20 protein-coding genes and 1 pseudogene are annotated in these 26,636 nt (G+C 59.5%); 4 read left to right on the top strand and 17 right to left on the bottom strand.

The features are described 5' to 3' along the window. Positions 1-16 precede the first annotated feature (16 nt). Entirely contained in the window at positions 17-1,969 is a 1,953-nt protein-coding gene (locus PGW49_RS04150; protein ID WP_270225634.1) for a heavy metal translocating P-type ATPase, read from the top strand. A 223-nt stretch (positions 1,970-2,192) separates the two neighbouring features. Here the strand turns inward: PGW49_RS04150 and PGW49_RS04145 are convergent, their stop codons facing one another. The 9 genes from PGW49_RS04145 to PGW49_RS04105 all read right to left on the bottom strand — a co-directional run bounded on the left by PGW49_RS04145 (position 2,193) and on the right by PGW49_RS04105 (position 11,670). Beyond that, complete coding sequence (locus tag PGW49_RS04145; RefSeq protein ID WP_270225633.1) at positions 2,193-2,570, bottom strand: metal-dependent transcriptional regulator; 378 nt, start codon at positions 2,568-2,570, stop codon at positions 2,193-2,195. A gap of 190 nt (positions 2,571-2,760) precedes the next feature. Then, positions 2,761-3,531, bottom strand: a complete 771-nt coding sequence (locus PGW49_RS04140; protein ID WP_138112850.1) for a Cof-type HAD-IIB family hydrolase — start codon at positions 3,529-3,531, stop codon at positions 2,761-2,763. Between the two features lie 6 nt (positions 3,532-3,537). Next, positions 3,538-5,394 (bottom strand): ABC-F family ATP-binding cassette domain-containing protein, encoded by a 1,857-nt coding sequence (locus PGW49_RS04135; protein ID WP_138112852.1) that lies wholly within the window; start codon positions 5,392-5,394, stop codon positions 3,538-3,540. Between the two features lie 163 nt (positions 5,395-5,557). Continuing rightward, positions 5,558-6,430: a phosphate ABC transporter ATP-binding protein PstB gene (gene pstB, locus PGW49_RS04130; RefSeq protein ID WP_199409513.1), complete on the bottom strand. Its 873-nt coding sequence runs from the start codon at positions 6,428-6,430 to the stop codon at positions 5,558-5,560. Next, on the bottom strand, positions 6,427-7,353 hold the full coding sequence (pstA, locus tag PGW49_RS04125; RefSeq protein ID WP_270225632.1) for a phosphate ABC transporter permease PstA: 927 nt from the start codon (positions 7,351-7,353) through the stop codon (positions 6,427-6,429). Before pstA ends, pstB begins: the two co-directional genes overlap by 4 nt. After that, on the bottom strand, positions 7,346-8,254 hold the full coding sequence (gene pstC, locus PGW49_RS04120; RefSeq protein ID WP_006235426.1) for a phosphate ABC transporter permease subunit PstC: 909 nt from the start codon (positions 8,252-8,254) through the stop codon (positions 7,346-7,348). The genes pstA and pstC overlap by 8 nt, the downstream gene beginning before the upstream one ends. Positions 8,255-8,278: 24 nt before the next feature. Further along, on the bottom strand, positions 8,279-9,217 hold the full coding sequence (locus PGW49_RS04115) for a phosphate ABC transporter substrate-binding protein (protein WP_270225631.1): 939 nt from the start codon (positions 9,215-9,217) through the stop codon (positions 8,279-8,281). 293 nt (positions 9,218-9,510) lie between these two features. Continuing rightward, positions 9,511-10,947, bottom strand: coding sequence for a M20 family metallopeptidase (locus PGW49_RS04110; protein ID WP_270225630.1), 1,437 nt, complete (start codon positions 10,945-10,947; stop codon positions 9,511-9,513). Positions 10,948-11,001: 54 nt separating this feature from the next. Then, entirely contained in the window at positions 11,002-11,670 is a 669-nt protein-coding gene (locus PGW49_RS04105) for an HAD hydrolase-like protein (protein ID WP_270225629.1), read from the bottom strand. Between the two features lie 150 nt (positions 11,671-11,820). Between PGW49_RS04105 and PGW49_RS04100 the strand changes: the two genes are divergently transcribed. Both PGW49_RS04100 and PGW49_RS04095 read left to right on the top strand, forming a co-directional pair. Beyond that, on the top strand, positions 11,821-12,681 hold the full coding sequence (locus PGW49_RS04100) for a DegV family protein (protein ID WP_138112862.1): 861 nt from the start codon (positions 11,821-11,823) through the stop codon (positions 12,679-12,681). A 742-nt stretch (positions 12,682-13,423) separates the two neighbouring features. Continuing rightward, positions 13,424-16,408 carry a TOTE conflict system archaeo-eukaryotic primase domain-containing protein gene (locus tag PGW49_RS04095; RefSeq protein WP_270225628.1) on the top strand — a complete coding sequence of 995 codons (2,985 nt, stop codon included), beginning with the start codon at positions 13,424-13,426 and terminating at the stop codon, positions 16,406-16,408. 64 nt (positions 16,409-16,472) lie between these two features. Here the strand turns inward: PGW49_RS04095 and PGW49_RS04090 are convergent, their stop codons facing one another. The 5 genes from PGW49_RS04090 to PGW49_RS04070 form a co-directional block, all read right to left on the bottom strand. Next, positions 16,473-16,781, bottom strand: a complete 309-nt coding sequence (locus PGW49_RS04090) for a type II toxin-antitoxin system RelE/ParE family toxin (RefSeq protein WP_195502729.1) — start codon at positions 16,779-16,781, stop codon at positions 16,473-16,475. Between the two features lie 2 nt (positions 16,782-16,783). Then, positions 16,784-17,083: a type II toxin-antitoxin system RelB/DinJ family antitoxin gene (locus PGW49_RS04085; RefSeq protein ID WP_270225627.1), complete on the bottom strand. Its 300-nt coding sequence runs from the start codon at positions 17,081-17,083 to the stop codon at positions 16,784-16,786. Between the two features lie 112 nt (positions 17,084-17,195). After that, positions 17,196-17,954, bottom strand: coding sequence for an LOG family protein (locus PGW49_RS04080; protein ID WP_270225626.1), 759 nt, complete (start codon positions 17,952-17,954; stop codon positions 17,196-17,198). A 212-nt stretch (positions 17,955-18,166) separates the two neighbouring features. Beyond that, positions 18,167-19,306 carry a tRNA guanosine(34) transglycosylase Tgt gene (tgt, locus tag PGW49_RS04075; protein WP_161194517.1) on the bottom strand — a complete coding sequence of 380 codons (1,140 nt, stop codon included), beginning with the start codon at positions 19,304-19,306 and terminating at the stop codon, positions 18,167-18,169. Positions 19,307-19,690: 384 nt separating this feature from the next. Further along, complete coding sequence (locus PGW49_RS04070) at positions 19,691-20,491, bottom strand: SDR family NAD(P)-dependent oxidoreductase (RefSeq protein ID WP_006235414.1); 801 nt, start codon at positions 20,489-20,491, stop codon at positions 19,691-19,693. A 294-nt stretch (positions 20,492-20,785) separates the two neighbouring features. Here PGW49_RS04070 and PGW49_RS04065 point away from each other — a divergent pair, with 294 nt between their 5' ends. After that, positions 20,786-22,549, top strand: a complete 1,764-nt coding sequence (locus PGW49_RS04065; RefSeq protein ID WP_270225625.1) for a coiled-coil domain-containing protein — start codon at positions 20,786-20,788, stop codon at positions 22,547-22,549. Between the two features lie 439 nt (positions 22,550-22,988). On the opposite strand, the gene queA is transcribed toward PGW49_RS04065, so the two are convergent. From queA to PGW49_RS04050, 3 genes and pseudogenes are all read right to left on the bottom strand, one after another. Further along, positions 22,989-24,200, bottom strand: a complete 1,212-nt coding sequence (gene queA / locus PGW49_RS04060; RefSeq protein ID WP_270225624.1) for a tRNA preQ1(34) S-adenosylmethionine ribosyltransferase-isomerase QueA — start codon at positions 24,198-24,200, stop codon at positions 22,989-22,991. Between the two features lie 134 nt (positions 24,201-24,334). Beyond that, positions 24,335-25,345 carry an ornithine carbamoyltransferase gene (gene argF / locus PGW49_RS04055; RefSeq protein ID WP_138112876.1) on the bottom strand — a complete coding sequence of 337 codons (1,011 nt, stop codon included), beginning with the start codon at positions 25,343-25,345 and terminating at the stop codon, positions 24,335-24,337. Positions 25,346-25,377: 32 nt separating this feature from the next. Next, positions 25,378-26,624 (bottom strand): annotated as a pseudogene (locus PGW49_RS04050) (arginine deiminase). Positions 26,625-26,636 lie beyond the last annotated feature (12 nt).

Below are 26,636 nucleotides of genomic sequence, written 5' to 3'. Positions count from 1 at the left end.
TGGGAGGATACGAGTCATGGCCACCGCCGACCCCAAGAAGAAAAAGAAGAAGCGCAAGAAAAAAGAGTCACTCGAGCATAAGCGCAACCGCATCCTGGTAGCGCTGGGCATTTTTGCCGTGGTGTACGCCCTCGATGAGCTCGGCACCCTCACTGCCGCATTCGGCACCCCGGGCGACATCTACGCCAGCTTCGCACTGTTCCTCGTGCCTTTTTTGATTGCCGGCTACGACGTGCTCCAAAAGGCATACAACAACATCCGCCGCGGCAAGGCGTTCGACGAGAGCTTCCTCATGGCCGTCGCGACCATCGGCGCGTTTGCCATGGTGCTCTTCCCCGACACCGATCCGCACATGGCCGAAGGCGCCGCCGTCATGCTGTTCTACCAGGTCGGCGAGCTGTTCCAGGCATACGCCGTGGGCAAGAGCCGTAAATCGATCAGCGCCATGATGGACATCGCACCCGACTACGCCAACGTCGAGCAACCCGACGGCACACTCGAGCAGGTCTTCCCCGATGACATCGCCGTGGGCACCGTCATCGTCGTCAAGCCCGGCGAGCGCGTGCCTATCGACGGCGTCATCGTCGAGGGCGAGACACAGCTCGATACCGCCGCGCTCACGGGCGAGTCAGTCCCCCGCCCCGCCAAGTCCGGCGACGATATCATCAGCGGCTGCATCAACATGACGGGGCTCATCCACGTGCGCACCACCAAGCCCTTTGGCGAGTCCACCGTCGCGCGCGTCCTGGAGCTCGTAGAAAACGCCAGCGAAAAGAAGGCGCGCACCGAGAACTTCATCACGCGCTTTGCCCGCATCTACACGCCCGCCGTCACCGGCGCTGCCGCGGTACTCGCGCTCGGCGGCGGCTTGGTCACCGGCGCCTGGTCCGACTGGATCCTGCGCGGCCTGACCTTCCTTGTCGTCAGCTGCCCGTGCGCGTTGGTGATCAGCGTGCCGCTCAGTTTCTTTGGCGGCATCGGCGGCGCGTCCAAGCTGGGCGTTCTCATCAAGGGTTCTAACTACCTCGAGACGCTCGCCGACGTGGACACCGTCGTCTTCGACAAGACGGGCACGCTCACCAACGGCACGTTCTCGGTCGTCGCGGTACACCCCGAGGCCGACTATACCGAGCAGTCGTTGCTCGAGGTCGCGGCCCTTGCGGAGTCGTTCTCGGATCACCCCATCGCGCAGTCCGTGCGCGTCGCCTACCAGGGCGAAGTCGACCCCAAGCGCGTGAGCGACTCCGCCAACGACGCGGGCCACGGCGTGACGGCAACCATCGACGGCAAGCATGTCGTCGTTGGCAACGCAAAGATGCTCGCCACGGCCGGCGTTGAAGCACCGGATTGTGAGGTTGTCGGCACGATCCTCCACGTGCTCGTTGACGGCGTGTACGCCGGCCACATCGTAATTGCCGACACCGTTAAAGCCGATGCCGAGCAGACGATTCGCGATCTGCACGCCGCCGGCGTCAAGCGCACCGTTATGCTCACGGGCGACCGCGAGGAAGTGGCTGCTGCGGTGGCCAAGCAGCTCGGCCTCGACGAGTTCCACGCGCAGCTGCTGCCGGGCGACAAGGTCGACCGTGTTGAGGCGTTGCTTGCGAGCGAGAACGGCAAGGGCAAGCTCGCCTTTGTGGGCGACGGCATCAACGACGCACCGGTGCTCACCCGTGCCGACGTGGGTATTGCCATGGGCGCTATGGGATCCGACGCCGCGATTGAGGCCGCCGACGTGGTGCTCATGGACGACAAACCGTCCAACATCGCCCACGCCATCCGTGTGGCGCGCAAGACCATGTCGATTGTTTGGCAGAACATCATCTTTGCGCTGGGTATTAAGCTGCTGATTTTGGTGCTTGCGGCGCTCGGCATCGCCAACATGTGGCTTGCCGTGTTCGGCGACGTAGGCGTGGCGATCATCGCTATCCTGAACGCCATGCGCGCGATGGGTGTCAAGAACCTGTAGCGCCTGTGGTCCCTCCGGCCGGGACCGGGCTTGGTTTTGAAAACATCCTCGACCAATGAAGCGCCCCCGTTCTGCTCCTTCGGAGCTACGAACGGGGGCGCTTCTGGTCTGCGGAGTGTTTTCAAAACCAAGCCCGGTCCCGGCCTGCGGTAACGTTGCTGGCGGTTCTTGGGCATCGCTTGGTGGCGGGGTTCCTTGTCTGAGTTGGACTTGGTTGGCGGGGCTACTGGTCCCGGTCGCTGTCCCGTCCCAGCATCGCCCTCAGCTTCTCAAAGCTTTCCTCGCTCAGGCAGTGCTCCATGTGGCAGCCCTCTTGCGAGGCAACCTCTGCCGAAACGCCTGCGTCCTCGAGCAACCGCACGAAAAAGCAGTGGCGCTCCCACATTTGACGGGCAACCTCAAGACCGCGTTCCGTCAGATGCACATCGCGTTTGCCCATCTCCACGTAGCCGTTGCTTTCCAGCGTCGCCATGGCTTTAGAGACGCTTGCCTTGGTTACGCCCAGGTATTCGGCAACGTCAATCGATCGAACGATGCCTTGGCGCTCCGAGAGCACATAAATAGATTCGAGATAGTCTTCTCCAGATTCACGCAGGGCCATGGGCCGCCTTTCGCGATGGCTTCTAGTTAGCCTTTGGATACTTTTGCTTGATTTACTTTACCGCAAAAGTTGCCCATGTCTTACTACTTTGTTTAAAAGTTAACCGTGTTTCACAAAACGCACGGGACGAAAACAAAACGGGGATACACCCCGCAAGGAGTGTCCCCTGGTGCCGGGTGACGGCCCGCAGCTATAGCAGTCCAAAGTACTTCGCGGCGTTGTAGATCCCATCGTCGTCCACGGCGGTCGTTACGTAGGTCGCTGCGGCCTTCACGGTCTCCTGCGCGTTGCCCATGGCCACACTTGTGCCCACGGCCGAGAACATCGACAGGTCGTTCTCGCCGTCGCCAAAGGCAATCGCCTCGCTCGCGTCGATGCCCAGGCGCTCCAGCGTCGCCGCCACGCCCAGGTCCTTGCCGCCGTTAGCCGGAATAATGTCACAGAACAGGTCGCACCAGCGCGTGGTGAGCGAATGCGACACGGCATCGGTCACGATATGCTCGTCGGCCGGGTCCACAAAGGCGCAAAACTGGTAGACCGGCGCGTCAAAGGCGTGCTCAAACGGCTCCTCGTGGTAGACGATTCCAGCGTTGCTGCCAGCCGTCACCACGCGCTCGGACAGGCGGTTCACAAACGAGTTCTCGCCCTGCATGCACAGCGAGTCATAGCGCCCCTGCGCCACCTGGTCCACAATCACCGCGACGTCGTCCGAATCGATCGGGCAGCTGCGGTAGACGCCCTTGGCATCAAAACAGTGCTGGCCCGAAAGCGTAATGTACGCATCCCAGCCCAGGTCGAACAGCCAGTCCGGCATCTGGTAGGTCGGACGGCCCGTGGCGATCACGCACGCAATCCCCTGCTCGCGAAAGCTGTCGAGCACCTGCTGCGCCGACGCCGGAATCCGGTGGGTCTTAAAGCTCAGCAGCGTACCGTCGATATCGAAAAACGCGGCTTTGATCATTCTCGCCTACTCCTCGCCCTCGAGCTTTTCGCTCGCCTCGAGCCACGCCATCTCCAGCTCGTCCATGGCGGCGTGAGCCTCGTCGATCTTTGCCTGCTGCTCGCCGAGCGCCGTGTAGTTGGTGGGATCGACCTGGGCCATGGCGGCCTCGGCCTCCTCCACGCGGGCGCGCTGCGTCTCCATCTTGCGCTCGAGCGAGCTCACCTCGCGGCGGAGCTTCTGACGCTCGGCGTTGGAAAGGCCGTTGGGCTGACCGCTCGACTTGGGCTTGTCGGCAGCAGCCGCCGCACCGGTGTCGAACGTGCCGGTCTTAGCGCTCGGCGCGCCCACGGGCTCGCCCTCGGCGGTAGCGTTGCACAGGCGCAGGTACTGGTCCACGCCGCCGGGCATATGCGTCAGATGGCCATCGAGCAGTGCCCACTGTTGGTCGGTCACGCGCTCCATCAAAAAGCGATCGTGTGTCACCAGGATCAGCGTGCCGGGCCAGCCGTCCAGCAGGTCCTCGACAATCGCGAGCATGTCGGTATCCAGGTCGTTGCCCGGCTCGTCCAGGATGAGCACGTTGGGCTCGTCCAGAATCGTCAGCAACAGCGACAGGCGACGGCGCTGGCCGCCCGAAAGATCGCCGATGCGGCTCCAGAGCTGCTGCGTCGTAAAGCCCAGACGTTCGCAGAGCTTCTCGGGCGAAGTCTCCTTGCCGTCGATGACGTAGTACTTCTTATAGTTGCCGAGCACCTCGCGGATCGTGTCGCCCATGTAGGGCTTGAGTTCCTCGAGCTGCTGCGACAGCACGCCAAAGCGCACTGTCTGGCCAATCTTCACGCGGCCGCGCGTGGGTTCAATCTTGCCCTGGATCACGTCGAGCAGCGTCGACTTACCGGCGCCGTTCTCGCCCAAAAGGCCATAGCGGTCGCCCGCACCAATGAGCCAGGTCACATCGGTGAGCACCTGCTTGGGCGCGCCGTCGGTATCGGCATAGCCGGCATCCACGTCGACCACATCGATAACCTGCTTGCCCAAGCGGCTCACGGCCAGGCGCTTGAGCTCCAGCTCGTCACGCACGGGCGGCACGTCGGCGATCAGCTCACGAGCGGCATCCACGCGAAACTTGGGCTTGGTGGAACGAGCCTGGGCACCGCGGCTCAGCCACGCGAGCTCCTTGCGCGCCATGTTGCGACGGCGCTCCTCGGTAACGGCGGCCATGCGGTCGCGCTCCACGCGCTGCAGGATATATGCGGAGTAGCCGCCCTCGAAGGGATCGACCTGGCCGTCATGGACCTCCCACATGCTGGTGCAGACCTCGTCCAAGAACCAGCGATCGTGCGTGACCACGAGCATGGCGCCCTGACCGCGCTGCCAGCGAGCCTTAAGATGGCGTGCAAGCCAGTTGATGGTGCGCATGTCCAGATGGTTAGTGGGCTCGTCGAGCATGAGCACGTCGTAGTCGCCGATCAACAGGCGCGCGAGGTCCACGCGGCGGCGCTGGCCACCCGAAAGCTCGCCCACCGTGCCCTCCCAGGGCACATCGCTAATGAGACCGGCGAGGATCTGGCGCGTGCGGGGGCTCGACGCCCACTCATACTCGGGCGTGTCGCCCACGACGGCATGGTGCACGGTGTCGGTGTCGACAAGCTGGTCCTTTTGGCCGAGCAGGCCGATCGTGGTGCCGCGACGATGCGTCACGCGGCCGTCGTCGGGCTCCAGCGTGCCGGCGAGCACGCTCAGCAGCGTCGACTTGCCGTCGCCGTTTTTACCGACAATACCAATACGGTCGCCCTCGCCCACGCCGAGCGTCACGCTATCGAAAATATGCTTGGTGGGAAACTCTAGGCTGACGGAATCGCATCCCAAAAGAATCGCCATATGCCCTGCTCCTTCGTAGAAATTCAACGTTGTCCATAATAGCAGCGAAAAGGCGGGCCGCACACGACACAAAAAGGCGGGCCATCTCCCAAAAGAGATGACCCGCCTCTCCAATCAGTCCCGTGGCAACCGTGGCCGCCGCGGGCCTCAAGCATGTCCCGGACTAGGAGAACATGCCGGTGAGGTAATCATTCAGCCGCTTATCCTTGGGCCGTTGGAAAATCTCGTCAGTCTCGTCGTACTCGACCATATCGCCCATGTAGAAGAACGCCGTGCGGTTGGACACGCGCGACGCCTGCTCCATGTTGTGCGTCACGATAACGATGGCGCGGTCGGCCACGATCGATGACATGAGGTCCTCGATCGCCAGCGTCGAGATGGGGTCGAGCGCCGAGCAGGGCTCGTCGAACAGAATCACGTCGGGGTTGAGCGCCAGCGTGCGCGCGATGCACAGACGCTGCTGCTGGCCGCCCGAAAGCGCGTAGGCGCTCTTGTCGAGCTTGTCTTTGACCTCGTCCCAAAGCGCCGCGCCGCGCAGGCTTTCCTCGACCATGCGGTCGAGCTCGTCGCGGTCGGTGATGCCGTGGCGCTTAGGCGCAAACGTGATGTTGTCGCGAATGGACTTGCGGAACGGGTTGGGCTGCTGGAACACCATGCCAATGGAACGGCGCAGCTCGTAGGTGTTTTCGGTCTTGGTGTTCACGTTGCGCCCGCGATAGTTGATCTCGCCCTCCACGCGGCAGCCGCGAATCTCGCGATTCATGAGGTTGAGGCTACGCAAGAAGGTCGACTTACCGCAGCCCGAAGGCCCGATGAGCGCCGTGATCTCGCCCTTGTGAAAGTCGAGCGACGTATTGTGCAGTGCATGGTGGTCGCCATAGTACACGTTGACGTCCTTGGTGGAGAGCACGACCTCGTCGCTCACGGCCTTGCCGCTCGCGCGCACGCGCTTCTCGCTCTCCCCCACGCTCGACAAAAAGTCCTGGGTCTCGGACGATGCCGCCTCAGTTGCGGGCGTTGCATTTATCTCGCTCATTCGGCCGTCATCTTCCTTGCCAGTTGTTTGCCCACGATACGGGCGACTACGTTAAACAGCAGCACGCAAATCATCAGCAGCGCCGCGGTGCCCCAAACGATCTGCTGGGCCTCGGGGCTGCCCTCGCCATAGATCTTGTAGATGTGCACGGCGAGCGACTCACCGGGGCGGAACACGTTCCAGGCGCAGGTGGGGCTCGACAGGTTAAAGCTCAAGAAGTTCAGACGCACCGGCGAGCTCATGCCCGAGGTAAAGAGCAGCGCCGCGGCCTCGCCAAAGACGCGGCCGGCCGAAAGCACGATGCCGGTCACGATGGCGGGCATGGCCTCGGGAATCAGGATGTGCAGCGTGGCCTCCCAGCGGGTGAGGCCCATGGCCAGGCACGCATCGCGCTGGGCCTGCGGCACGTCCTCGAGCGCCTGCTGGATCACGCGCACCAGAATGGGGATATTAAACATGGTGAGCGCGACGGCGCCGGAGATGATGGAGTACTTCCAGCCCAGCTGCACCGAGAACACCAGAAAACCGAACATGCCGACAACGATGGAAGGCAGCGAGGACAGCGTCTCGATGGCGGTGGAGGCAATGTCGCGGACGGGTCCGTCGGGTGCGTACTCAACCAAAAAGACCGCGCCACCCAGGCTGATGGGCACCGAGATGATCAGGGTGATCAGCAGCAGGTAGAACGAGTCGAACAGCTGGTAGAGCACGCCGCCCTGCGTTCCGTTGGCGCGCGACGGCTCCGTGAGAAAGCCCGGCTGGAACAGCGTCGAGATGCCCTCGAACAGGATATAGGCCACCATGGAGACGACGATGAGCATGACGATGGCGACGATCGCCGTCAACACGCCCGTGGCGAAGCGGTCCTGCTTTTGGACACGCCCGAGCCTCGCCTCGTCGATGTGGATACGCGTGCTAGCCACGAGCCTTCGCCCCCTTGCGGCCGATAAGGTGGATGATCAGGATGAAGATGAGACTCATGCCCATCAGCAGCAGGCCGAGCGCCCACAGAACATCGTCTTGGGCCGAGCCCTCGGCATAGACTGCCATGGACGTGGTGAGCGTGGTGGTGATGGTCGAAGCCGGCGACAGCAGCGACGTCGGCATGGCCTCGATGCCGCCGATGACCATGCGCACGGCGAGCGTCTCGCCAAAGGCGCGGGTCATGCCCAAGATAACCGCGGTCATGAGCGACGGCATGGCGGACTTGAGCACCACGTGCCAGATGGTCTGCCAGCGGGTGTAGCCCAGCGCGAGCGAGCCCTGGCGGTAGCCGTCGGGCACGGCGCGCAGGCCATCGACCGAAAGCGTGGTCATGGTCGGCAGGATCATGACGGCCAGCACGATGGCGCCGGGCAAGATGCCCAGGCCCGTGCTCACGTGGAAAACGCTCTTCATAAGACCGACGACCACGTGAAAACCGATCAGGCCAAAGACGACCGAGGGGATGCCGGTCAAAAGCTCAATGAGCGGCTGAAAGATCTTAGAGCCAAACTTAGGGCTAATCTCGACCGCAAAGATGGCAGAGCCGATGGCGATGGGCAGCGCGATAAGCGTGGAGAGCACCATGACCGCAAACGAGGTGACGATCAGGGGCAGGGCGCCGGTATAGGGCAGGCCGTTTTCGGCTGTGTTGGCCAGGTCCCACTTGGTGCCGGTGAAAAACTCGACGACCGAGACGCCGTCCTTGACAAAAGCCGAGAGGCCCTTTTGGGCGACCATAAAGATGAGCGCGGCAACGACAAGCGTCACGAGCGCTACGCACGCGCCCGTGACGCCCAGGCCCACGTTCTCAAGGTCGCGCTTTGGCAGCTGTTTTGCCATTGCAAACCTTTCCGGGGCGATTACTTATTTAGCAGAGACCTTGCCGCTGGCGTCCTTGACGACCTTCATGGCAGAGACGGGGATGAAGCCCTGCTCCTCGACGAGCTTGCCCTGGACGTCGTCGGAAAGCATGAACTCCAGGAAGGCCTTGGTGGCCTCGTCGGCGTCCTTGGAGCAGTACATGTGCTCGGTAGCCCAGATCTTGAAGGAGTCATCAGTGACATTCTTGCTCTTGGGCTCGACGCCCTCGACCTTGATGGCGTTGAACTTGGAGTCATCGAAGTGCGAGAAGTCGAGGTAGGAGATGGCGTTATCGGTGCTGCCCATCTGAGTCTGGACGTCGCCGGACTTGTCGAGCTCGGCGTCGCCCTTAAAGTCGACGGTCTCGTCGCCAAAGACGGCGGCCTCGAAGGTGGCGCGGGTACCGGAGCCGGCCTTGCGGTTGAGGACGACGATGGTGGCGTCGTCGCCGCCGACCTCCTTCCAGTTGGTAATCTGACCGGAGAAGATACCCTTGAGCTGCTCGAGGGACAGGTCGTCGACCTTGACGTTCTTGGAGACGACGGGGCCCATGCCCACGACGGCGACCTCGTGGTCGACGAGGTTCTTGACTTGATCGGCCTCAAGCTTGGTCTCGGCGAAGACGTCGGAGTTGCCGATGGTGACGGTGCCGGCGGCGACAGCGGTCAGGCCCTTGCCCGAACCGTTACCCGAGCCGGAGACGGAGACATCGGGGTTGGCGTCCATGAACTTCTCGGCAGCGGCCTCGACGAGAGCCTGGAACGAAGAGGCACCGTCGTAGGTCACCTCGCCGGAGACGGACTCGGCAGCAGCGGCGCTACCCTTGTCGGCGGCATCGGATGCGCCGGAGCCGCCGCACCCAACGAGACCGAGACCGACGATGCTGGCAAGACCACCAGCGAGGCCGAGGAACTGACGACGAGAATAAGCCTGATCGAGCATGATCTTCCTTTCATACATGCGATTCGCGGGCACCCTGCCCGCTTTGCTGTTTGGAAAGATACGACCTCGATCAGGCGACAGCCGCGCCAGCTGCGGTTTCTTACGGGCATCTGATAGACCCTTACCGCAAGCGCTGCCCAGCCTTTACAAACGAATAACAATCCCGGCATTTAGCGTGGCGCGCCTTTTACACCGATAAAAAAAGTTGCGGTGAAATAGTTCCTGTTTGGCTGTCAGGCAGCCGATTCTAGGAACTATTCCACCGCAACTTAGATTGGCAAAACGCCGTAACCTTAAAGCTCCAACTCGTTGAGCCTTAAGATGGCCACGATATAAATCTTGAGCGCCTGCTTGAGCTGTTCTTCGCTGGCACACTCGTTGGGGCCGTGCATCTGGCCGCCCCATGCGGGCAGCTCCAGGCCGGTCTCCTCGGGGCCAAACGAGACGGCGCGGGCAAAGTTGCGCGCGTACGTGCCGCCGCCCATGGCAAAGGGCTCGGCATGCTTGCCGGTGAACTCGTTATAGGTATCGATAAGCGCCTTCACGGCCGGATCGTCGGCAGACACCGAGAACGGCACCTTCGCACGACCCACACGGCACGTCACGCCAAAACGGCCCACGAGCGGCTCGAGCTGCTCGCGGATGGTATCGGCACTCGTGCTGTCGGGGAAGCGCACGTCGATGACCTGCTCGATATGGCCATCCGCCACACGGATGACGCCAGCGTTGCAGGTAAGCGGGCCAAACGCTGGGCTCGTCGCGTCGATACCCAGGCCGCGACCATAGGCATCCGCATGCACAAAGGCCAGGAACTTGACGAACTCGTGCTCGGCAGGCGTCAGCAGGCGCTCGTCGCGTGCACCAAACGCGTCCTCGGCCTCGCGCAGATACGACACGATCAGGCCGACGGCATTGATCGTCCCCTCGGGCATCGAGGCGTGACCGCCAATACCGTGGGCGAAAATCTGCACATGACCATTGTCGAGAGCCGTGATCTCCAGGCGGTCAGCATTCTCGACCGGCGCCGGCAGCTCATCGGCGGCAATCGCGAGCTCGCAGATAGACTGCGACGGAATGGCGTTGCTCGCCTCGGCACCGCTCCAGGACACAATGCGCCCGCCGTCGATCTTGGGGCTCACGAACGTCGCCCCAAGCTGGCCCTTCTCAGCATTGCAGACCGGGAACTCGGCATCGGGCGTAAACAAAAAGTCGGGGTCTGCGTTGTTCTCCAGATAATGGTGAACGTCGGACATGCCCACTTCCTCATCGCAGCCCAGCAGCGCGCGGAAGGTGTAGCGCGGAACAATGCCGTGCTTGAGCAAGTAGGCGCCGGCGTAGAGTGACAATACCGCCGGGCCCTTGTCGTCAATCACGCCGCGACCGAGCAGCCAGCCCTCGCGGCGCTCCATGGTGAACGGGTCGGTGTTCCAGCCAGGGCCGGCGGGAACCACGTCCACGTGGCAGATAGTCGCGAGCTGTTTGTCGCCGCGGCCCGGGATATCGGCGATTCCCACATAGCCCTCGTCGTCGCTCGTCTGATAGCCGAGCTTCTGCGCGATGCCGAGCGCGCAATCGAGCGCGTCACGGACCGGGCGGCCAAACGGCGCGCCGGGCTCCGCATCGGCAGAAACTGCCACGGACGGATAACTCACCAGCTGCTCGATATCGGCGACGACATCCTCCCAGACCTCGTCGACATACTCGGCAACGCTCTGCTCCACCTGATTCATGGACGACCTCCTTACCAATGAGCGGCGAGCGTGCCCGCCCCTCACATCAAATACCTATATAGCGAAAAGTTTAGCAAGCTCGGCCACCGAGTGCACCACTGCATCGGCACCCGCCGCCTCGTGCTCGCCCGGCGCCGCCGCGCCCGAATAGATACCAATGCACGGCACGCTCATCGCGTGCGCGCCCTCGACGTCGTTAAAGCGATCGCCGATCATCACGGCATCGCCCGCGGCCGCACCCAAGGCCGCCAACGCGTCGCGGACCGAATCGGCCTTGGTCTCGCGACCCTGCGGCGGATTCATGCCAACCACCGCCTCAAACTGAGAAAGCCCGAGCTCACGCACCATGTCGATGCACTTTGCCTCCATGCGCGACGTCGCCACGGCCAAGCGCTTGCCCTGGGCGACCAACCCATCCAGCAGCTCGGGGATCCCGTCAAACACGGGATACTCCTCCGGTCCCAGCTCGTCAAAAAAGGCGCGGTACTCGTCGGCCACCACAAGCGACTCCTCGCGGGAGAAGCCATAAAAGTCGTGAAAACTCTTCCACAGGGGCGGCCCGATCATGCGACGCAGGTCACCCATCTGCGCCTCCGAAAACCCGCGTGCAGCCAGCGTCTTGCGCGTCGAGGTCATCACCGCCCGACCCGTATCGGCCACCGTGCCATCAAAATCAAACAGCACGACCGGCCGTTTGCATATCTCCAGCGCCTCCATCGGCATCCCTCTTCCCCAGTTGACGATTTCCACACCGACACTTCAAACTGTTGACTATTCAACAATTGAACCTAGAAATGTGGAACGACTCCACTATACTTGTCGCACTTTGCTCTCAGAAGGCGGCGCCGTCGCGCCCCAACGAAAGGTGCAATTATGTCTTTTGCCATCATAACCGACTCCACGTCGGACATCTCCCCCGCCCGCGCCCAAGAGCTCGGCATTTACGTGATTCCGCTGCATGTGATTATCGAGGGCGAGGACCTGCTCGACCAGGTGCAGATTACCGCCCAAGAGTACGTCGCCCGCATGGCCGGCTCCGAGCAGCTGCCGCACACCTCGCAGCCGAGTGCCGGCGAGTTCAAGGAACTCTTTGACCGCGTGCGCGCCGACGGCCACGATAGCGCCATCTTTATCTCGCTGTGCAGCGAGTGGTCCGCCTGCTACGCCAACGCCAGCCTGACGGCCGAGACGCACGAGCTCGACGTGCGCTGCATCGACTCGCGCACCGGCTCGGGCGCCGAGGGCCTGCTGGTGGAGTACGCGCTGGCCATGCGCGAGGACGGCCGCAGCCTGGACGAGACCGAGGCGCAAATCCGCGCGACGCTGCCCGACGCCCACCTGCTGCTGATTCCCCGCACGCTCGAGAATCTCGTTAAGAACGGCCGCGCGCCCAAGCTCGCCGGCCAGCTCACGCAAATGCTCAACATTCGCCTGGCCGTTTCGCCGGAGTGGAAATCGGGCGAGATCAAGGCCATAAAAAAGGGCCGCGGTGCCAAGCGCATCGTTACCAACACCATGGCCGATTGCCTCGCATTTTTGGCCGAGTATCCGGGCTCCAGCGTGCGCGTGCTCACGACCGGCGCCGCCGAGGAGCAGGAGCTTGTCAACGAGGCACTCGCGGGTCAGGATTACGTAGACGCCGGCACCGGCCCCATCGGCTGCACCATCGCCACCCACGTAGGCGTCGACGCCATCGCCATCAGCTACTGCCCCCGCTACCAGCCAACTCACTAGGGACGCCCACATCAGTTGCGGTGGAATAGGGACTGTTTTTGGCTTATTAGCCGCCAATCAATCCCTATTCCACCGCAACTTAGAAGCAGTTCGTTTGAGACGGGGCTAAAAAGACTGGTATCAAACGTTTCAGACCAGTCTTTTTAGCCCCGTCCCATTTTAGCTACTCTACATCAGCCCGCTCAGGGCGATGTCGACGGCCTCGTTGAGGTCGTCAGTAATGTGTACCAGATCCGGATCGAGCGGGCTGATCATACCGGCGCTCATCACCGGGCCGTTGGGCCAGTCGAACAGACCCCCTCGCGGTACCCACTGGACAAAAATGGCAAATATGAGTACTGCCACCAAATTAGTAGCAGCAAAATCTCGCCGGAATCGATCGTTTCGATTAATTTCACGCCTTGCCAAGGCTCAAAATGCCGTGTTTGGTGGGTTAGATATATAGAATAATGTCGAATTGGTATTCTATTCTTGCCAAATATTATGAGACTACATTAACAGCAGTACTCACATTTGACGTTATTTGACCACGGGGTCATTCGAAAACCCCTCCCCACGCCGCCAACCCGCCCCATAGCCGTCAAAAACCTTTAACAACAGCCGCCGCACGTTTTGGCACCGGCTGATTGCCACTCACGGATCGGTACCCCACTATTACCGAACCAAAATCGAAGTCGCGTATCTCATAAAGCTGAAATGACGTACCCTCATCCCAATGAACGCTGATAAGAATGGCTTTCAAATGAGCAACGGCACGCATCAATACGCCCTTTTCGGGAGCGCCCTATTCAAATTCAATAAAACGGTCGTCCACGCTTCGGATCCGTGCAAGCAAATCGTTATCTGCAGCAGCGGTCCAGACATCCGTTATACAACGCTGGAAGAATGGGAGAAAGCTGGCGATTCTTTCGATAGACGGGCGCAGATCGAAGATATCGTCACCAGCGCAAGCCCAGCGCGCGACAAACTCGAGCTCTTCCGCAATCTCTTTACTGGTCGCAAAGATGTCTACGCTCATGGGTACCGCAGAAAAGACGGAGGAATTGGCTATACGCCCGCCTGCGCAAATGAGTGGAAGTCAGGCATTTGCCCCAAAGCAAGCCACCAGAGAGTCAAATGCACGGAATGCAGCAGCCGCGTCTTCCCCGAGTTGAGCGATGCCGCGATCATCGCCCATTTCAGAGGCAATGACGATAGGCTTCGAGACGTTATAGGCCAATATGTGCTCGATAAAGACAGTAACACGAAAGTCCTGGTCATCGATTTTGACGGAGCCGATTGGAAAGAAGCGACGAAAGCCATTCGACATGTCGCAAAAAGCCACGGAATCGATGTCGCAGTTGAGCGATCGAGATCGGGCGACGGCGCACATGTCTGGTTTTTCTTCCTAGAGCTCGTCAGCGCAAAGACCGCACGAGATTTTGGAAGCAGCCTTATCACCGAAGCGGCGATACTGAACAAGACAATCACCTTCAAAGCATTTGACCGAATGCTGCCCGCGCAGTCCACCATTCCTGAGGGCGGCTTTGGAAATCTCATAGCGCTGCCTTTTCAAGGAAAAGCGCAGCGAAAAGGGAACAGCGTATTTGTTGACGAGCAATTTGAGCCCTTTCCCGATCAATGGCTTTACCTTTCGCAAATCCAGTTAATCCCGCGCGTGACGGTGCAAAATCTGATCGAGAGCATCGAAAATAGGTCACATGGAATAGCAGCTGTTGCGGCGGCAAACACCGGTGTGCCACATTCCCAGAGACTGCGAAAGCGGCTTCCGCTCACACCGCGGGACTTCCCGTCATCGCTGTCCGTCACGCAGACCGATATGCTCTATATCCCCGAAAAAACTCTGAGTCCCGCAGCTCAAATGGAAGTCCGCAGGCTTGCAACATTTGCCAACCCAGAATTCTTCCGCGCACAATCTATGCATCAATCGGTATTCGGCAAACCGCGGTTCATAGACCTCAGCGAACTTAGAGATGGCTACGTCGCGATTCCCAGAGGCTGCAAGGTTCAACTTGAGCGGCTGCTTCAAGAAGCCGGCGTTTCTGCCCACTATTCAGACAAACGCAAGTCGAGCCATCCAATTGCGATGGCATTTAAAGGGACTCTTCGCCCTGAACAGCAAATTGTCGCTGAACAGATGCTCAGCTATGAAGACGGGATCATGTCCGCACCGACGGGGTTCGGCAAAACCGTCATCGGAGCTTATCTTATTGCTGCCATTGGTCTTCCAACGCTCGTCATCGTTCCTAAAACTGCGCTCATTGCCCAATGGAAATCCCAACTCGAACGATTTCTCGACATCACGGACAACAGAGAGCCCGTCCGAACCCCAAAGGGACGAATCAGCAAAAGACAGCCTCCGCTCATTGGGCAAATCGGAGGAGGCAAGACCGCCATAAGCCGTCTCATCGACATTGCTTCATTCCAGTCGCTATCCGGCAAGGATCCCCAAACCGGCGAGTCATTAGCCAAGGAGTTCGTTCGCGATTACAGTCTCATCATCTGTGACGAATGCCACCATGCGGCCGCGCCACAGCTTGAGCTTGTCCTCAAGTCCGCTCCTGCCAAATATGTATATGGCCTTTCCGCAACGCCCGAGCGTTCGGACGGACTCACGCGGGCACTCTCGATGCTCTGCGGCCCGGTTCGCTATGTCGTCGATCCAAAAACGCAAGCAATCCAACAGGGGATTCAGCGCATTGTTAGACCGCGTTTCACCGGAATTCGATTACCCACCTACGGACCAGGAGCATCCTTTAACCAAATTCTCGATCTCCTGTGTGTACACGCCGCGAGAAACGAAGCAATTATCGAGGACGCCCTCGAGGCCGCATCAAACGGCCGGCATCCGCTTGTGCTATCTAAAAGAAAAAAGCATGCCGAAGAGCTATGCAGGCTACTTCAAAGCCGTGGACACGAACCCATACTCTTAACCGGAGAAATCGACGCCAAAGAAAGAAAAGCAATACTGAAGAGTCTTCCCAGCTTTGAGCATGATCATCGAATCATCGTCGCAACTGAAAGTCTTCTGGGCGAGGGCTTCGACCTGTCTTACCTTGACACTTTGCTCATTGCCACTCCAATATCTTGGGACGGCAGCATAACGCAGCAGGCAGGTAGGCTACACAGAAGCCACGAGGGCAAACAGCGGGTTGAGATATTCGACTATGTTGACCTGTCGATACCCATGTTCGCGCGCATGTACCAAAAGAGGCTCAAGACCTACGCCAAGCTGGGGTATGAAGTCTTTGCGGCAAACGACAACAGACAGGACGATCGAAACATCCTCGTTAGGTCGGCAAGAGCCGTGGAGGCTTTAGTGAATGACATCGAGAACGCATCGAAAAGCATTTTTATTGCCGCACCCTACGCGTCCGCCGCATGCCTTGAAAAGCTCGCCGCTGCACTCGCGGATGCCGCTACCCGTGGAATTGCCCTTGAGATTTCTATTGCTTCAACTCCACGCGATGACGTGAAAGCGATTTTTGCCGAGATGAACGTCAACTATCTCATCAAAGCCGAAGGACGCCTGTGCGCATCAGTGATTGACGAGGAAACTGTCTGGTACGGAGCTATTCCGTTGCTGGCTTTCCCAAAGAAAGAAGACTGCAGCATTCGTTTCAAAAGCAGCGAAGTCGCAGCCGAGCTTTTGAGCGAAATTCAGCGAAAAGTGGAACCGGAGGCCGCGGCGACGAACGGGGTACCCCCAGCAGTTGCGGTGAAATAGGGACTGTTTTTGACTTATTAGCCGTCAATCAATCCCTATTCCACCGCAACTTAGAAATCGGCAATCAGCCCTGCGGGCCCTGGAACAGCTCCTCATGCGAGCCCATTCTGACCAGCCGGATCACAGGATTAGTCTTATGCGGTAAGTAGAGAACGACCACGTCGACCAAGCCATCGGATAGGTGGAAATCGATGTGGCCGTTGTAGTTTCCGCCCGGGTTTGAAAGCTCATGGGCGCCATATTCCGCGGGAAGCGAGCCGTGAGCTGCAAGCTCTGCGACTGCCGCCTTAAACTCACTCTTTAGCTGCGGATGCATGCGCATCGTTCGTTTGTAGTCCGCCCTAAATTGAGCCTCGACTTTAATCTCGAACATCGCTATTCCTCATCGAGGAATGACATAAGCTCATCAGCGTTGTTGAATGACGGGCTATCGTCCGGCAAAATCACCAACTCATGAGCCTCGGCGATCACCATGGCACGCCTCGTCGCCTCGTTGGGCACCTCCGCCCTTCCTACAATCTCAAAAGGAATCTTTCGCTGATTTACAAGCTGCCGAACGGCAAGATTGAGATAGGAATTGAGGCTGAGGCCGACCGAATCCAAGAACTCAGTCGCCTGTTCCTTGAGCCCCTCTTCGATGCGAACCGTCGTAGGCTTAACCGTTGCAGTAGACATACGCGACCTCCTCGCCTCGTCTTTTGCATCAGTATACCCCGTTTTGATGGCATACTGATGTTAAATAGCATCAGTATGCCGTTCACATTACTATAACAACAGTCACAGCGCCCTACATCAGCCCGCTCAGGGCAACGTCGACGGCTTCGTTGAGGTCGTCGGTGATGTGCACGAGTTCGGGATCGAGCGGGCTGATCATACCGGCGTCCATCACCGGGCCGTTGAGCCAGTCGAATAGGCCCTGCCAGTACTCGGTGCCCACCAGCACGAGCGGCATGCGCTTGACCTTGTGCGTCTGCACCAGCGTGAGAACCTCGAACATCTCGTCGAGCGTGCCAAAGCCGCCGGGAAATACGATGGCGCCCGAGCTGTACTTAACGAACATGGTTTTGCGCACAAAGAAGTAGCGGAAGTCCATGCCAAGGTTCACATATTTGTTGAGCCCGTGCTCGTGCGGAAGCTCGATACCCAAGCCGACCGACTTGCCGTTGGCGCTCGCCGCTCCCCTGTTGGCCGCCTCCATGACGCCGGGACCACCGCCGGTGATAACCGCCACGCCGCGCTGGGCGATCTTGCGGCCAACGGCGCGTGCCGCCTTGTAGAGCGGATCGGTCTTGGGCGTGCGGGCACTGCCGAAGATGGTCACTGCAGGACCAAGCTCGGCAAGTGCGCCAAAACCATCAACGAACTCTGCCTGAATGCGCAGCACGCGCCAGGGGTCGGTGTGCAACCAGTCGGTCGAGTCCTCGGGCGCCAGCAGGTTGGCGTAGGTGTTGTCCTTGGGAATCATGGGGCCGCGCATGACCACGGGGCCGCGGCGGTACGTCTCGTCGTAGGCAGGCTCGCCCTCGACGTTCTCATTCTTAATCATGGGTACTCCTATCGAGAAAAAGAAAAGCGGGCGGGGTCGACGCCATGCGTCAAACACCCGCCCGAACATCAACTATTCGGTATGGTACCCACGATGCATCAAGCACTTGCAAGCTATCGGTCAGCGGTCGTGCAACCGGTGTCAGCGAATGTGACGACCGGCTGGCGCTCGACCATTGCCGTGCCCACGCTCTGCAAGCGTGTCTGTCGCTCTTAGTAGTCCACCGCCGCAGGGCTGTTCATCCAGTCGCTCACGAACGCGCCGTAGCGGCCCTCGATAATGGCCTGGCGGGCCCGCTGCATAAGGTTGAGCAGGTAGTAGATGTTGTGCATCGAAAGCAGAATGCCGCCGAGCATCTCCTTCTGCGTGACCATATGACGGATGAGCGCACGGCTGTAACCGCCCGTGCACACCGGGCAGGTGCAGGTGGGATCGATGGGACCGTCGTCGTGCGCAAAGCGAGCGTTGCGGAAGTTGAGGCGACCCTCGCTGGAGAATGCCGTGCCCATACGGCCGGTGCGCGTCGGCAGCACGCAGTCAAACATGTCGATGCCCACGCCAACGCCGCGCACGAGCGTGGTCGGGTTGCCGACACCCATCAGGTAGCGCGGCTTATGCTTGGGCATGTACTCGCTCACGAGCGGCGCAAGGGTCTCGAACATGGTCTCGTGATCCTCGCCCACCGAATAGCCACCGATACCATAGCCCGGGAAGTCGCCGCACTCCTCCAGATGGCGCAGCGAACGCAGGCGCAGATCCAGGTGCATGCCGCCCTGAACGATGCCAAAGAGCGCCTGGTCATCGCGGGTATGCGCCTTATAGCAGCGCTCGGCCCACATGCTCGACAGCTCAACGGCGCGCTCAACGTAGGCGCGCGTGGCGGGATAGCCCGGGCACTGGTCGAGCTGCATGCAGATATCGGAGCCGAGTTTCATGGCGATTTCCATGTTGTCCTCGGGCGTCCAAAACACGTGGCGGCCGTCGTAATCGTTGACAATAAAGCGCACGCCCTCATCGGTGAGCTTGACGGCATCGTTGTGGCTGAAGACCTGGAAACCGCCCGAGTCGGTGAGGATGGGGCCGTGCCAGTTCATGAACTTGTGCAGGCCGCCCAGCTCGGCGATGGTATCCTCGCCGGGACGCATGGACAGATGATAGGTATTGGCGAGCACGATCTGGGCGCCGAGCTTCTTGACAGTCTCGGTAGGAATGCCCTTGACGTTTGCCTTGGTGCCCACGGGCATAAAGATCGGCGTCTCGATGTCGCCGTGCGGGGTGTGCAGCACGCCGGCGCGCGCGTGCGTCGTCGGGTCCTCGGCGATCAGGTCGAATTTAAAAAGGCTCTGGTCCATAAACTGGAACTCCTTGGTTGCGGTTCATACGCAAACCATTATACGGGCAACCCGCAAGAAGCACCGACTCGACAGAAACTAGTGCAAAGGAAACCTGCCCCCCCCCCTGCACCAATGCACCAGGATAAAAATGATCCGTTTTCCTCCGTCCCCAACGGATCATTTCCGACGGCGAAAACCCGCCAGATCGAGCAAGGTGCCTTCAAGCAAAATGGCGCCGCAGGTTGAGCATAAGTCAGCGAGCGGGCCGCATTTGAGACAAGGTGACGTGAAACGAAAGGGCGCTGACCTTCTGGTCGCGCCCTTGAAGTTGAACGTCAGATTGTCCAAATGCGGCCCGCGCAGCGTCGAGCCGTTACGCGGTTTGGTAAAACCGCGTAACCCCTAAGGACGCTGGCCCATGCCACCCTCGAGGGTGACGGTCTCGCCGTTCATGTACTTAAAGTCGGGACCGCAGAGCTGAACGACAACGCGGCCGATTTCCTTCTCGACGTCGCCGTAGTGACCCGCCGGCGGCATGTGGACGTTGGCCTTGAACGCCTCGGGATAGGCATCTTGGAAGTTCTCGAGCGCAGCGGTCCAAGCAAGCGGGCAAACGATATTGACGTTGATGCCGTCCTTGCCCCACTCGTTGGCGGCAACGCGGGTCAGGCCGCGGATGCCCTCCTTGGCGGCAGCATAGCTGCACTGGCCATAGTTGCCAAACAGGCCGGCGCCCGAGGCAAAGTTGACCACGGAGCCCTTAGTCTCCTTCAGGTGCGGATAGGCCTTCTGCATGTACAGATAGGTAGCATACAGACCGGAGTAAATGGCCAGGTTAAACTGGTCCATGGTGTGATCGGCGATGGTCACGCCCGAGGCGCTGGCCTGAGCATTGTTGACGACGGCGTCGATGCGGCCGAACTCCTCAATGGCCTTGTCGATGACGTTCTGGACGACGGCCTCGTTGTCCTGGCCAGCCGAGACATCGGCCTGAACAGGCAGAACCTTGACGCCGTACTCGGCCTCGAGGGATTCCTTGGCAGCTTCGAGCTTGGCGACGTTGCGGCCGGTGATGACGAGGTTCGCGCCCTCCTTGGCAAATGCGATATCGATGCCGTAGCCGATGGAACCAGCGGAGCCGTCCTTAAGCGTGGCCTTGCCGCCGCCGGTGACGATCACGGTCTTACCAGTGAAAAGTCCCATACAAAGTCCTTTCAAATCGCGACGGGCACGCCCGCCGACTGCGCGTATCCAACTTCACGCGCCAAAAGCTGAGATGCAACTTTAGCGTGTTCAAGCGAAAATAAAAGACCGCGGTAGGCGAACGGCACCACGTCGTTCGGCGAAGGGATTGTCAAGTACAAACTGGATAAAACGACCGAGTTATTGTTATCAAATCGAGCCATCGAACACGTTTTGAAACTTTGCTGCGGCGCGTGGGATGTCGGCGCGAAACTTTATCATAGGGTGACAAACAACGATGAGGAGCACATGCCTATGACAGACGAGCTGGACCCCCAGACTCAACAGCATATTGATGATTCCGCAGACGTCATCGCAGATACTGACGTTGTAACCTGCGATGGTATCGACATCGACGACCCCATCTTGGACGAAAGCGCTACGGCGGAAACCCCTGCCGCAGAAAACGCCGATGAGCAAAACGACGATGCGCCCGCTCAGGACGACGCCCCTGTACAGGACGACGTCCCGCAAGCAGCGGGCCCCATCGAGGTCTCTTCGGAAGAAGAGCTCGATGCCGTCATGGACTCCATGATGGATGCTGTCAAAGCGATGAAAGACGCCGTGGCCGATGCCGATATTGATGCCGAAGAAGAGGAGGCCGCCGTGGCGGCCTCAACCTTTGTGCCCGGCGAGACTCCGGTTGCCGACCAGGGCAGCACCATGCCCTCGTTTCTGCAGCTCGAGCACCCCACGATTGGCGCCGATGCGGTCGATCCGCACGCAGCAGGCTTTTCTGTGGTCGAGGGCGGTACCGGCAATATCGCCGCGCCGCAGGCTGCCGATGCGGACGCTGCCGACACCGCTCGCCCGACCGCCCCGCATTCCCCCGCCGCGAGCCGCGATCTGGGGACCGCTGTCTCGAACACTGCGAACGCCGTGGGCACCTTTATCGCCCAGGGCGCCTCGGCCATGCGCGAGATGAACGCCGCGAAAAAGGCACTTGCCGATGCCCGCGCCCACCTGGCCGAACTTGAGCAGCGCATTGCCGATCAGGCCGAGGAACTCGAGACGCGCCAGGATATCGCAGGCCGCTACGAGCAGATCGTCGCCGACCAGCGTCAGGCGATCGCCACAGCGCAAAAGACCGCTGCGGCAGCCGAAATCGATCGCGATGTCCATGCTTCCAAAGTAGCAGAGCTCAAGGGTCAGCTCGAACAAATGAAAACAGAGGATGACGCGACCGAGCTCCGCCTGAAGGCCGCGCTCGATGCCGTGGAGGCCCGCGAGACGAGCTCGCGCGAGACCGGCAACCGCCTCGTTCGCCGTCTTGAGGATTCCAAGCGCATCCGCGACAAGGTACAGGCCGAGCGAGACGCCGGCATTGCCGCCGCACAACAAACCGTCGACGCCACGCGCGCCCAGCTCGAGACACTGCGTCATGAGTATGCCGAGCTGCAACGCAATCCCTCGGCAAATCCCGCCAACTATACGGTGCGCACCAGCGAGCTCTCGATGCAGATCTCCGACACGGCAGATGCCCTGCGTAAAGCCGAAGAAGATGTCCCGCGTATCACCGCCGACCTTGAGCACTCGCTTGCCGCAGCCGAGCAGGCCGTCGAACAGGCGCAGGCCCCCATTGCCGAAGCCAAACGCGCGCACCAAGCCGTGACGGCAGAGGCCGATGCCGCGCGCGACGAGCTGCAGACTGCAAAAACCGCCGCCGCAACGCGCCAGCGCGAACTGCGCGAGAAGATCGCCGCCGAGGACAAGGCACGCCGCGACCAAGAGCAGAGCATCGCCAACGCCCAAGCAGATGCCGCACATGCGCAGTCGATCATCGAACAGGCGACCGAAGTACACGACCACCCAGAGATCACTGAGTCGCTTGCAGGATCCTTGGCCCGAGACAAAGCCGAACACGCCGAGACCGAGCAAGAAGTCGCCCAGCTCGAGGCCACCGAGGACGCGGTGCGCGAGCGTACCCGCGACTCACGCATCAAATTCACTGGCGCCATCGTCTGCATCGTCGCCGTGATTCTGGCAATCATCCTGATCTGGCTGTTCGCGAGCAAGTAAACCAGCTGCCAAAAAACGCCTCAACTCAGTTGCGGTGAGAAAGTTTCTGTTTAGCCCCAAAAAGGCCAATTCAAGAACTATCTCACCGCAACTTATTTAGATCGACGCAAGGCAACCTATCCCTCTTGCACCGATCTCTTGACATAAGGACTGTCCCCAGGTGCCGGCACAAAAGGAACGTCCCCAAGTGCCAAGTGCCGTAAGAGTGTCCCCTTTGACTAGTCATTTAAGAACGTCCAATGACTACCCAATGACTACAGCGACAACCACGGCAACGCCGATGTTTTGGCAACGACAGCGAGCGGGTCGCATTTGAGACAAGGTGACGTGAAACGAAAGGGCGCTGACCTTCTGGTCGCGCCCTTGAAGTTGAACGTCAGATTGTCCAAATGCGGCCCGCGCAGCGTCGAGCAGTTACGCGGTTCGTAGAACCGCGTAACTACAAAATGAGCATCGCGTCGCCGAAGCTGAAGAAGCGGTAACGCTCTTCGATAGCGGCGGCGTAGGCATCCATGATCTGGTCGCGGGTAGCAAGTGCGCTCACGAGCATCATGAGCGTGGAGCGCGGCACGTGGAAGTTCGTGATCAGCGCGTCGACCACGTGATAGGTCGAGCCAGGCATGAGGTAGAGCTGCGTTGTCGCGTTCTCGCGCACCACGATGTCGCCGCGGCCGAGCGTATCGGCCCCGTCCTCGCGGCCCTCAAAATAGCGCGCCGTCACGGCCGGATCGGACACCGGGGCATCCACGTCAAAGGCGCTCTCGAGCGAACGCACTGCGGTGGTGCCGACGGCGATCACGCGATGTCCCTCGGCCTTAGCCTTGTGCACGGCGTCGACCACCTCCTGCGATACGTGGTAGCGCTCGGTGTGCATGACGTGCTGCGTGGGGTCATCCTCCTCCACCAGACGGAAGGTATCGATGCCCACCTCGAGCTCGACGGCGGCAAACTTCGCGGCCTTGGCCTCGATAGCGGCCATGAGCTCGGGAGTAAAGTGCAGGCCCGCCGTGGGAGCGGCAGCCGAGTGCTCCTCCTTCATGGCGTACACGGTCTGATATTTCTCGGGATCGCCCTCGTAATCGGTAATGTAGGGCGGCAGCGGCACGTGGCCGGCAGCATGGATAGCCTCGTCGAGCGTGCGCGGCTCGCCGGCGGCATTGCAACCGGCCGGCTCAAAACGCACCAGGCGGCCGCCGCGGCTATCGGTGACAAAGTCGACGACCTCGGCCGTCAGCACCACGGGAGCCCCCTCGGGCGCATGGGCACCACCGGCGCGATACTCAATCTGAGCACCGGGCTTCAGGCGCTTACCCGGCTTGACCAGGCACTCCCAAACATGGCCCAGCGGGTCAACATCCTCGCGGCGCTTGAGCAGCAGCGTCTCGACCACGCCGCCCGAGCCCGTCTTGCGACCGATCAGACGGGCCGGCATCACGCGCGTCTGGTTGATGACGAGCACGTCGCCCGGCTCGATATAGTCGATGATGTCACGGAAGATGCGGTGCTCAACGGTGCCGCCGTGCTCCAGCGGCGTTCCCGCCTGGGAGCCCTTGCGATCCACCACCAGCAGGCGGCAGGAGTCGCGCGGCTCGGCAGGAGCCTGGGCAATCAGTTCCTCAGGAAGGTTGTAGTCAAAATCATCGGTACGCATCTTTGCCTCTTTCACAAAGCGCGTCAGTCGAAAAAATCGACTGACGCGCGCATCATTCTCCCCTGTATCCTATCAGCTTGTTGAGAGAAATATAGTATGGCAAACAGATTTGCGACTGTTTTCTCAACGCCCCGCTACTTAAGCGTTGCGTACATCACCGCCTTAATCGTATGCATACGATTCTCCGCTTCTTGGAAAACACGAGATTTATCGGACTCAAAAACCTCGTCCGTGACTTCCATTTCGGTGACTCCAAACTTCTCAGCAATTTCGGCACCAACAGTAGTATTAGTATCGTGGAAGCTCGGAAGGCAGTGGAGGAAAATCGCCTCGGGCTTTGCCATAGACATCACCTCAGCGGTCACACGATACGGCGACATGAGCTTAATGCGGCTTTCCCACAGCTCTGCGGGCTGACCCATGCCAACCCAAACATCCGTGTAAATTACATCGGCATCACGAGCGCCTTCCTCAATATCCTCTGTAATGGTAATCGTCGATCCATGCTCGGCCGCAATACGACTACATTCTGCAAGGAGTTCAGGGTCATAGGATGTAGCCCCCTCCGAATTTCCCCCGATTGGGCCGCAAGAACAGTAGTTAATGCCGAGCTTAGCGCAAATGACCATGAGCGAATCGGCGACGTTTCCGGCCGCCTTACCAAAAAATGTAAGTTTCCTGCCCTTAATCTCTCCAAACTCTTCACGCATGGTCAGAATATCGGCAAGCACTTGAGTCGGGTGAAATTCAGTAGTCAGCCCATTCCAAACGGGAACCCCAGCTTTTGCAGCAAGCTCCTCAACCTTCGTCTGCTCAAAGCCGCGGTATTCAATTCCGTCATACATGCGGCCAAGGACGCGAGCCGTGTCCTCAATCGACTCCTTTTTGCCCATCTGGGACGAGCCCGGATCCAAATAAGTTACACCCATGCCAAGGTCAAGTGCACCAACTTCGAAGGCGCAACGAGTACGCGTGGAAGTCTTCTCAAATAGCAAAACAATATTCTTACCTTCAAGGTATTTATGCGGAACACCGGCACGCTTCATGCTTTTGAAGTTAGCAGAAAGCTCAAGCAGATACTCAATCTCTTCCGTCGTGTAATCAAGCAGCTTCAGAAAACTGCGCCCAGCGATGTTAACACCCATATTCGCCATCTCCCATCACAGTGGATTTGCAACTAAATATCTTCGCGCCAGAAGGGCATGCTCATGCAGCGCGGGCCGCCACGACCGCGGGACAGCTCCTCGGAGGGAACGACCAAAAGTTCCAAACCGTTCTTGTAGAGCTCATCATTTGTGACAACATTGCGCTCGTAAACACAGACTTTACCAGGAGCAACGGCAAGAGTGTTCGACCCGTCGTTCCACTGCTCGCGAGATGCCTCAACCATATCGCCGGCACCGCACTCAATAAGCTGCACCTTCTCCACGCCAGTAGCCATTTCAAGAATATGTTCAAGCGTGTCATCAATCTCTTGAACAGCGACCATTCCCTCAGAGTCACCACGAGTCAGACGATAAACACGAAGGGTCTCAAAAATACCGGGATAAACTGTGAACTTATCGAAATCCACCATGGTGCAAACGGTGTCAAGATGCATGTAAGCATAGCCGTTGGGGATTTTAATAGCGTAAACGGTATCGATCTCAGAATTCCCAGATCCCCAGAACAAATTCTTCGCAAGCTCCTCAATCGCAGCCGCCTCAGTTCGCTGGCTAATTCCAATAGCCAAGGTATGAGCGTTAATGTTAAGCACATCACCGCCCTCGATATGCCAGGGATTCTTATGGTCGTACCAAATCGGAGTCCCTACATAATCGGGATGGTATTTGAAAATCGCTTCATAGAAGGGCACTTCACGATCTCGCTGTTTCCAATACATATGGTGAAGCAGAACGCCTTTGCCCACGGAAGCAAGAGGATCGCGAGAGAAATATGAGCTCGGAAGAGGCTTCAACACCAAATCATCGGGCTTCGCATCCTCATTATCCATCATACTAAGCGTAGTCGAGACGCGAGGCAGCTCAAGGTCACGATAACGATACCCCCCCCCATAGCCTCAAGTACGAACTGATACGAATCTGAAATAGCGTCGAGCTTTTCACGAACAGCCTGCTCAAGCAGAGGATTGACAATCCCGCTCTCAGCCATAAATGTATCGGTAAACTCAGCGCGAGCCGAGGGGCATGCATCCAGCGCCTCAGCAACGAGTTTCTCCATATAGAGAACCTCAACACCTTCGCTCCTCAGAAGATCCGCAAAGGCATCATGCTCCTTTTGAGCCACATCAAGATAGAAACAGTCGTGAATCCAGACATCCTCGAACTCTTCCGCCTTTACGTTCACAAGGTCACGGCCGGGGCGGTGAAGCACAACTTTCTTGAGCTTACCAATCTCGCTGTGTACATTCAGTCCTTTAGACATTCCTGTTACTCC

The sequence above is a fragment of the Collinsella aerofaciens genome (genome assembly GCF_027679495.1).
Taxonomy (GTDB): Bacteria; Actinomycetota; Coriobacteriia; order Coriobacteriales; family Coriobacteriaceae; genus Collinsella; species Collinsella aerofaciens_AK.
This window is presented reverse-complemented; position numbering and strand designations above follow the sequence as displayed.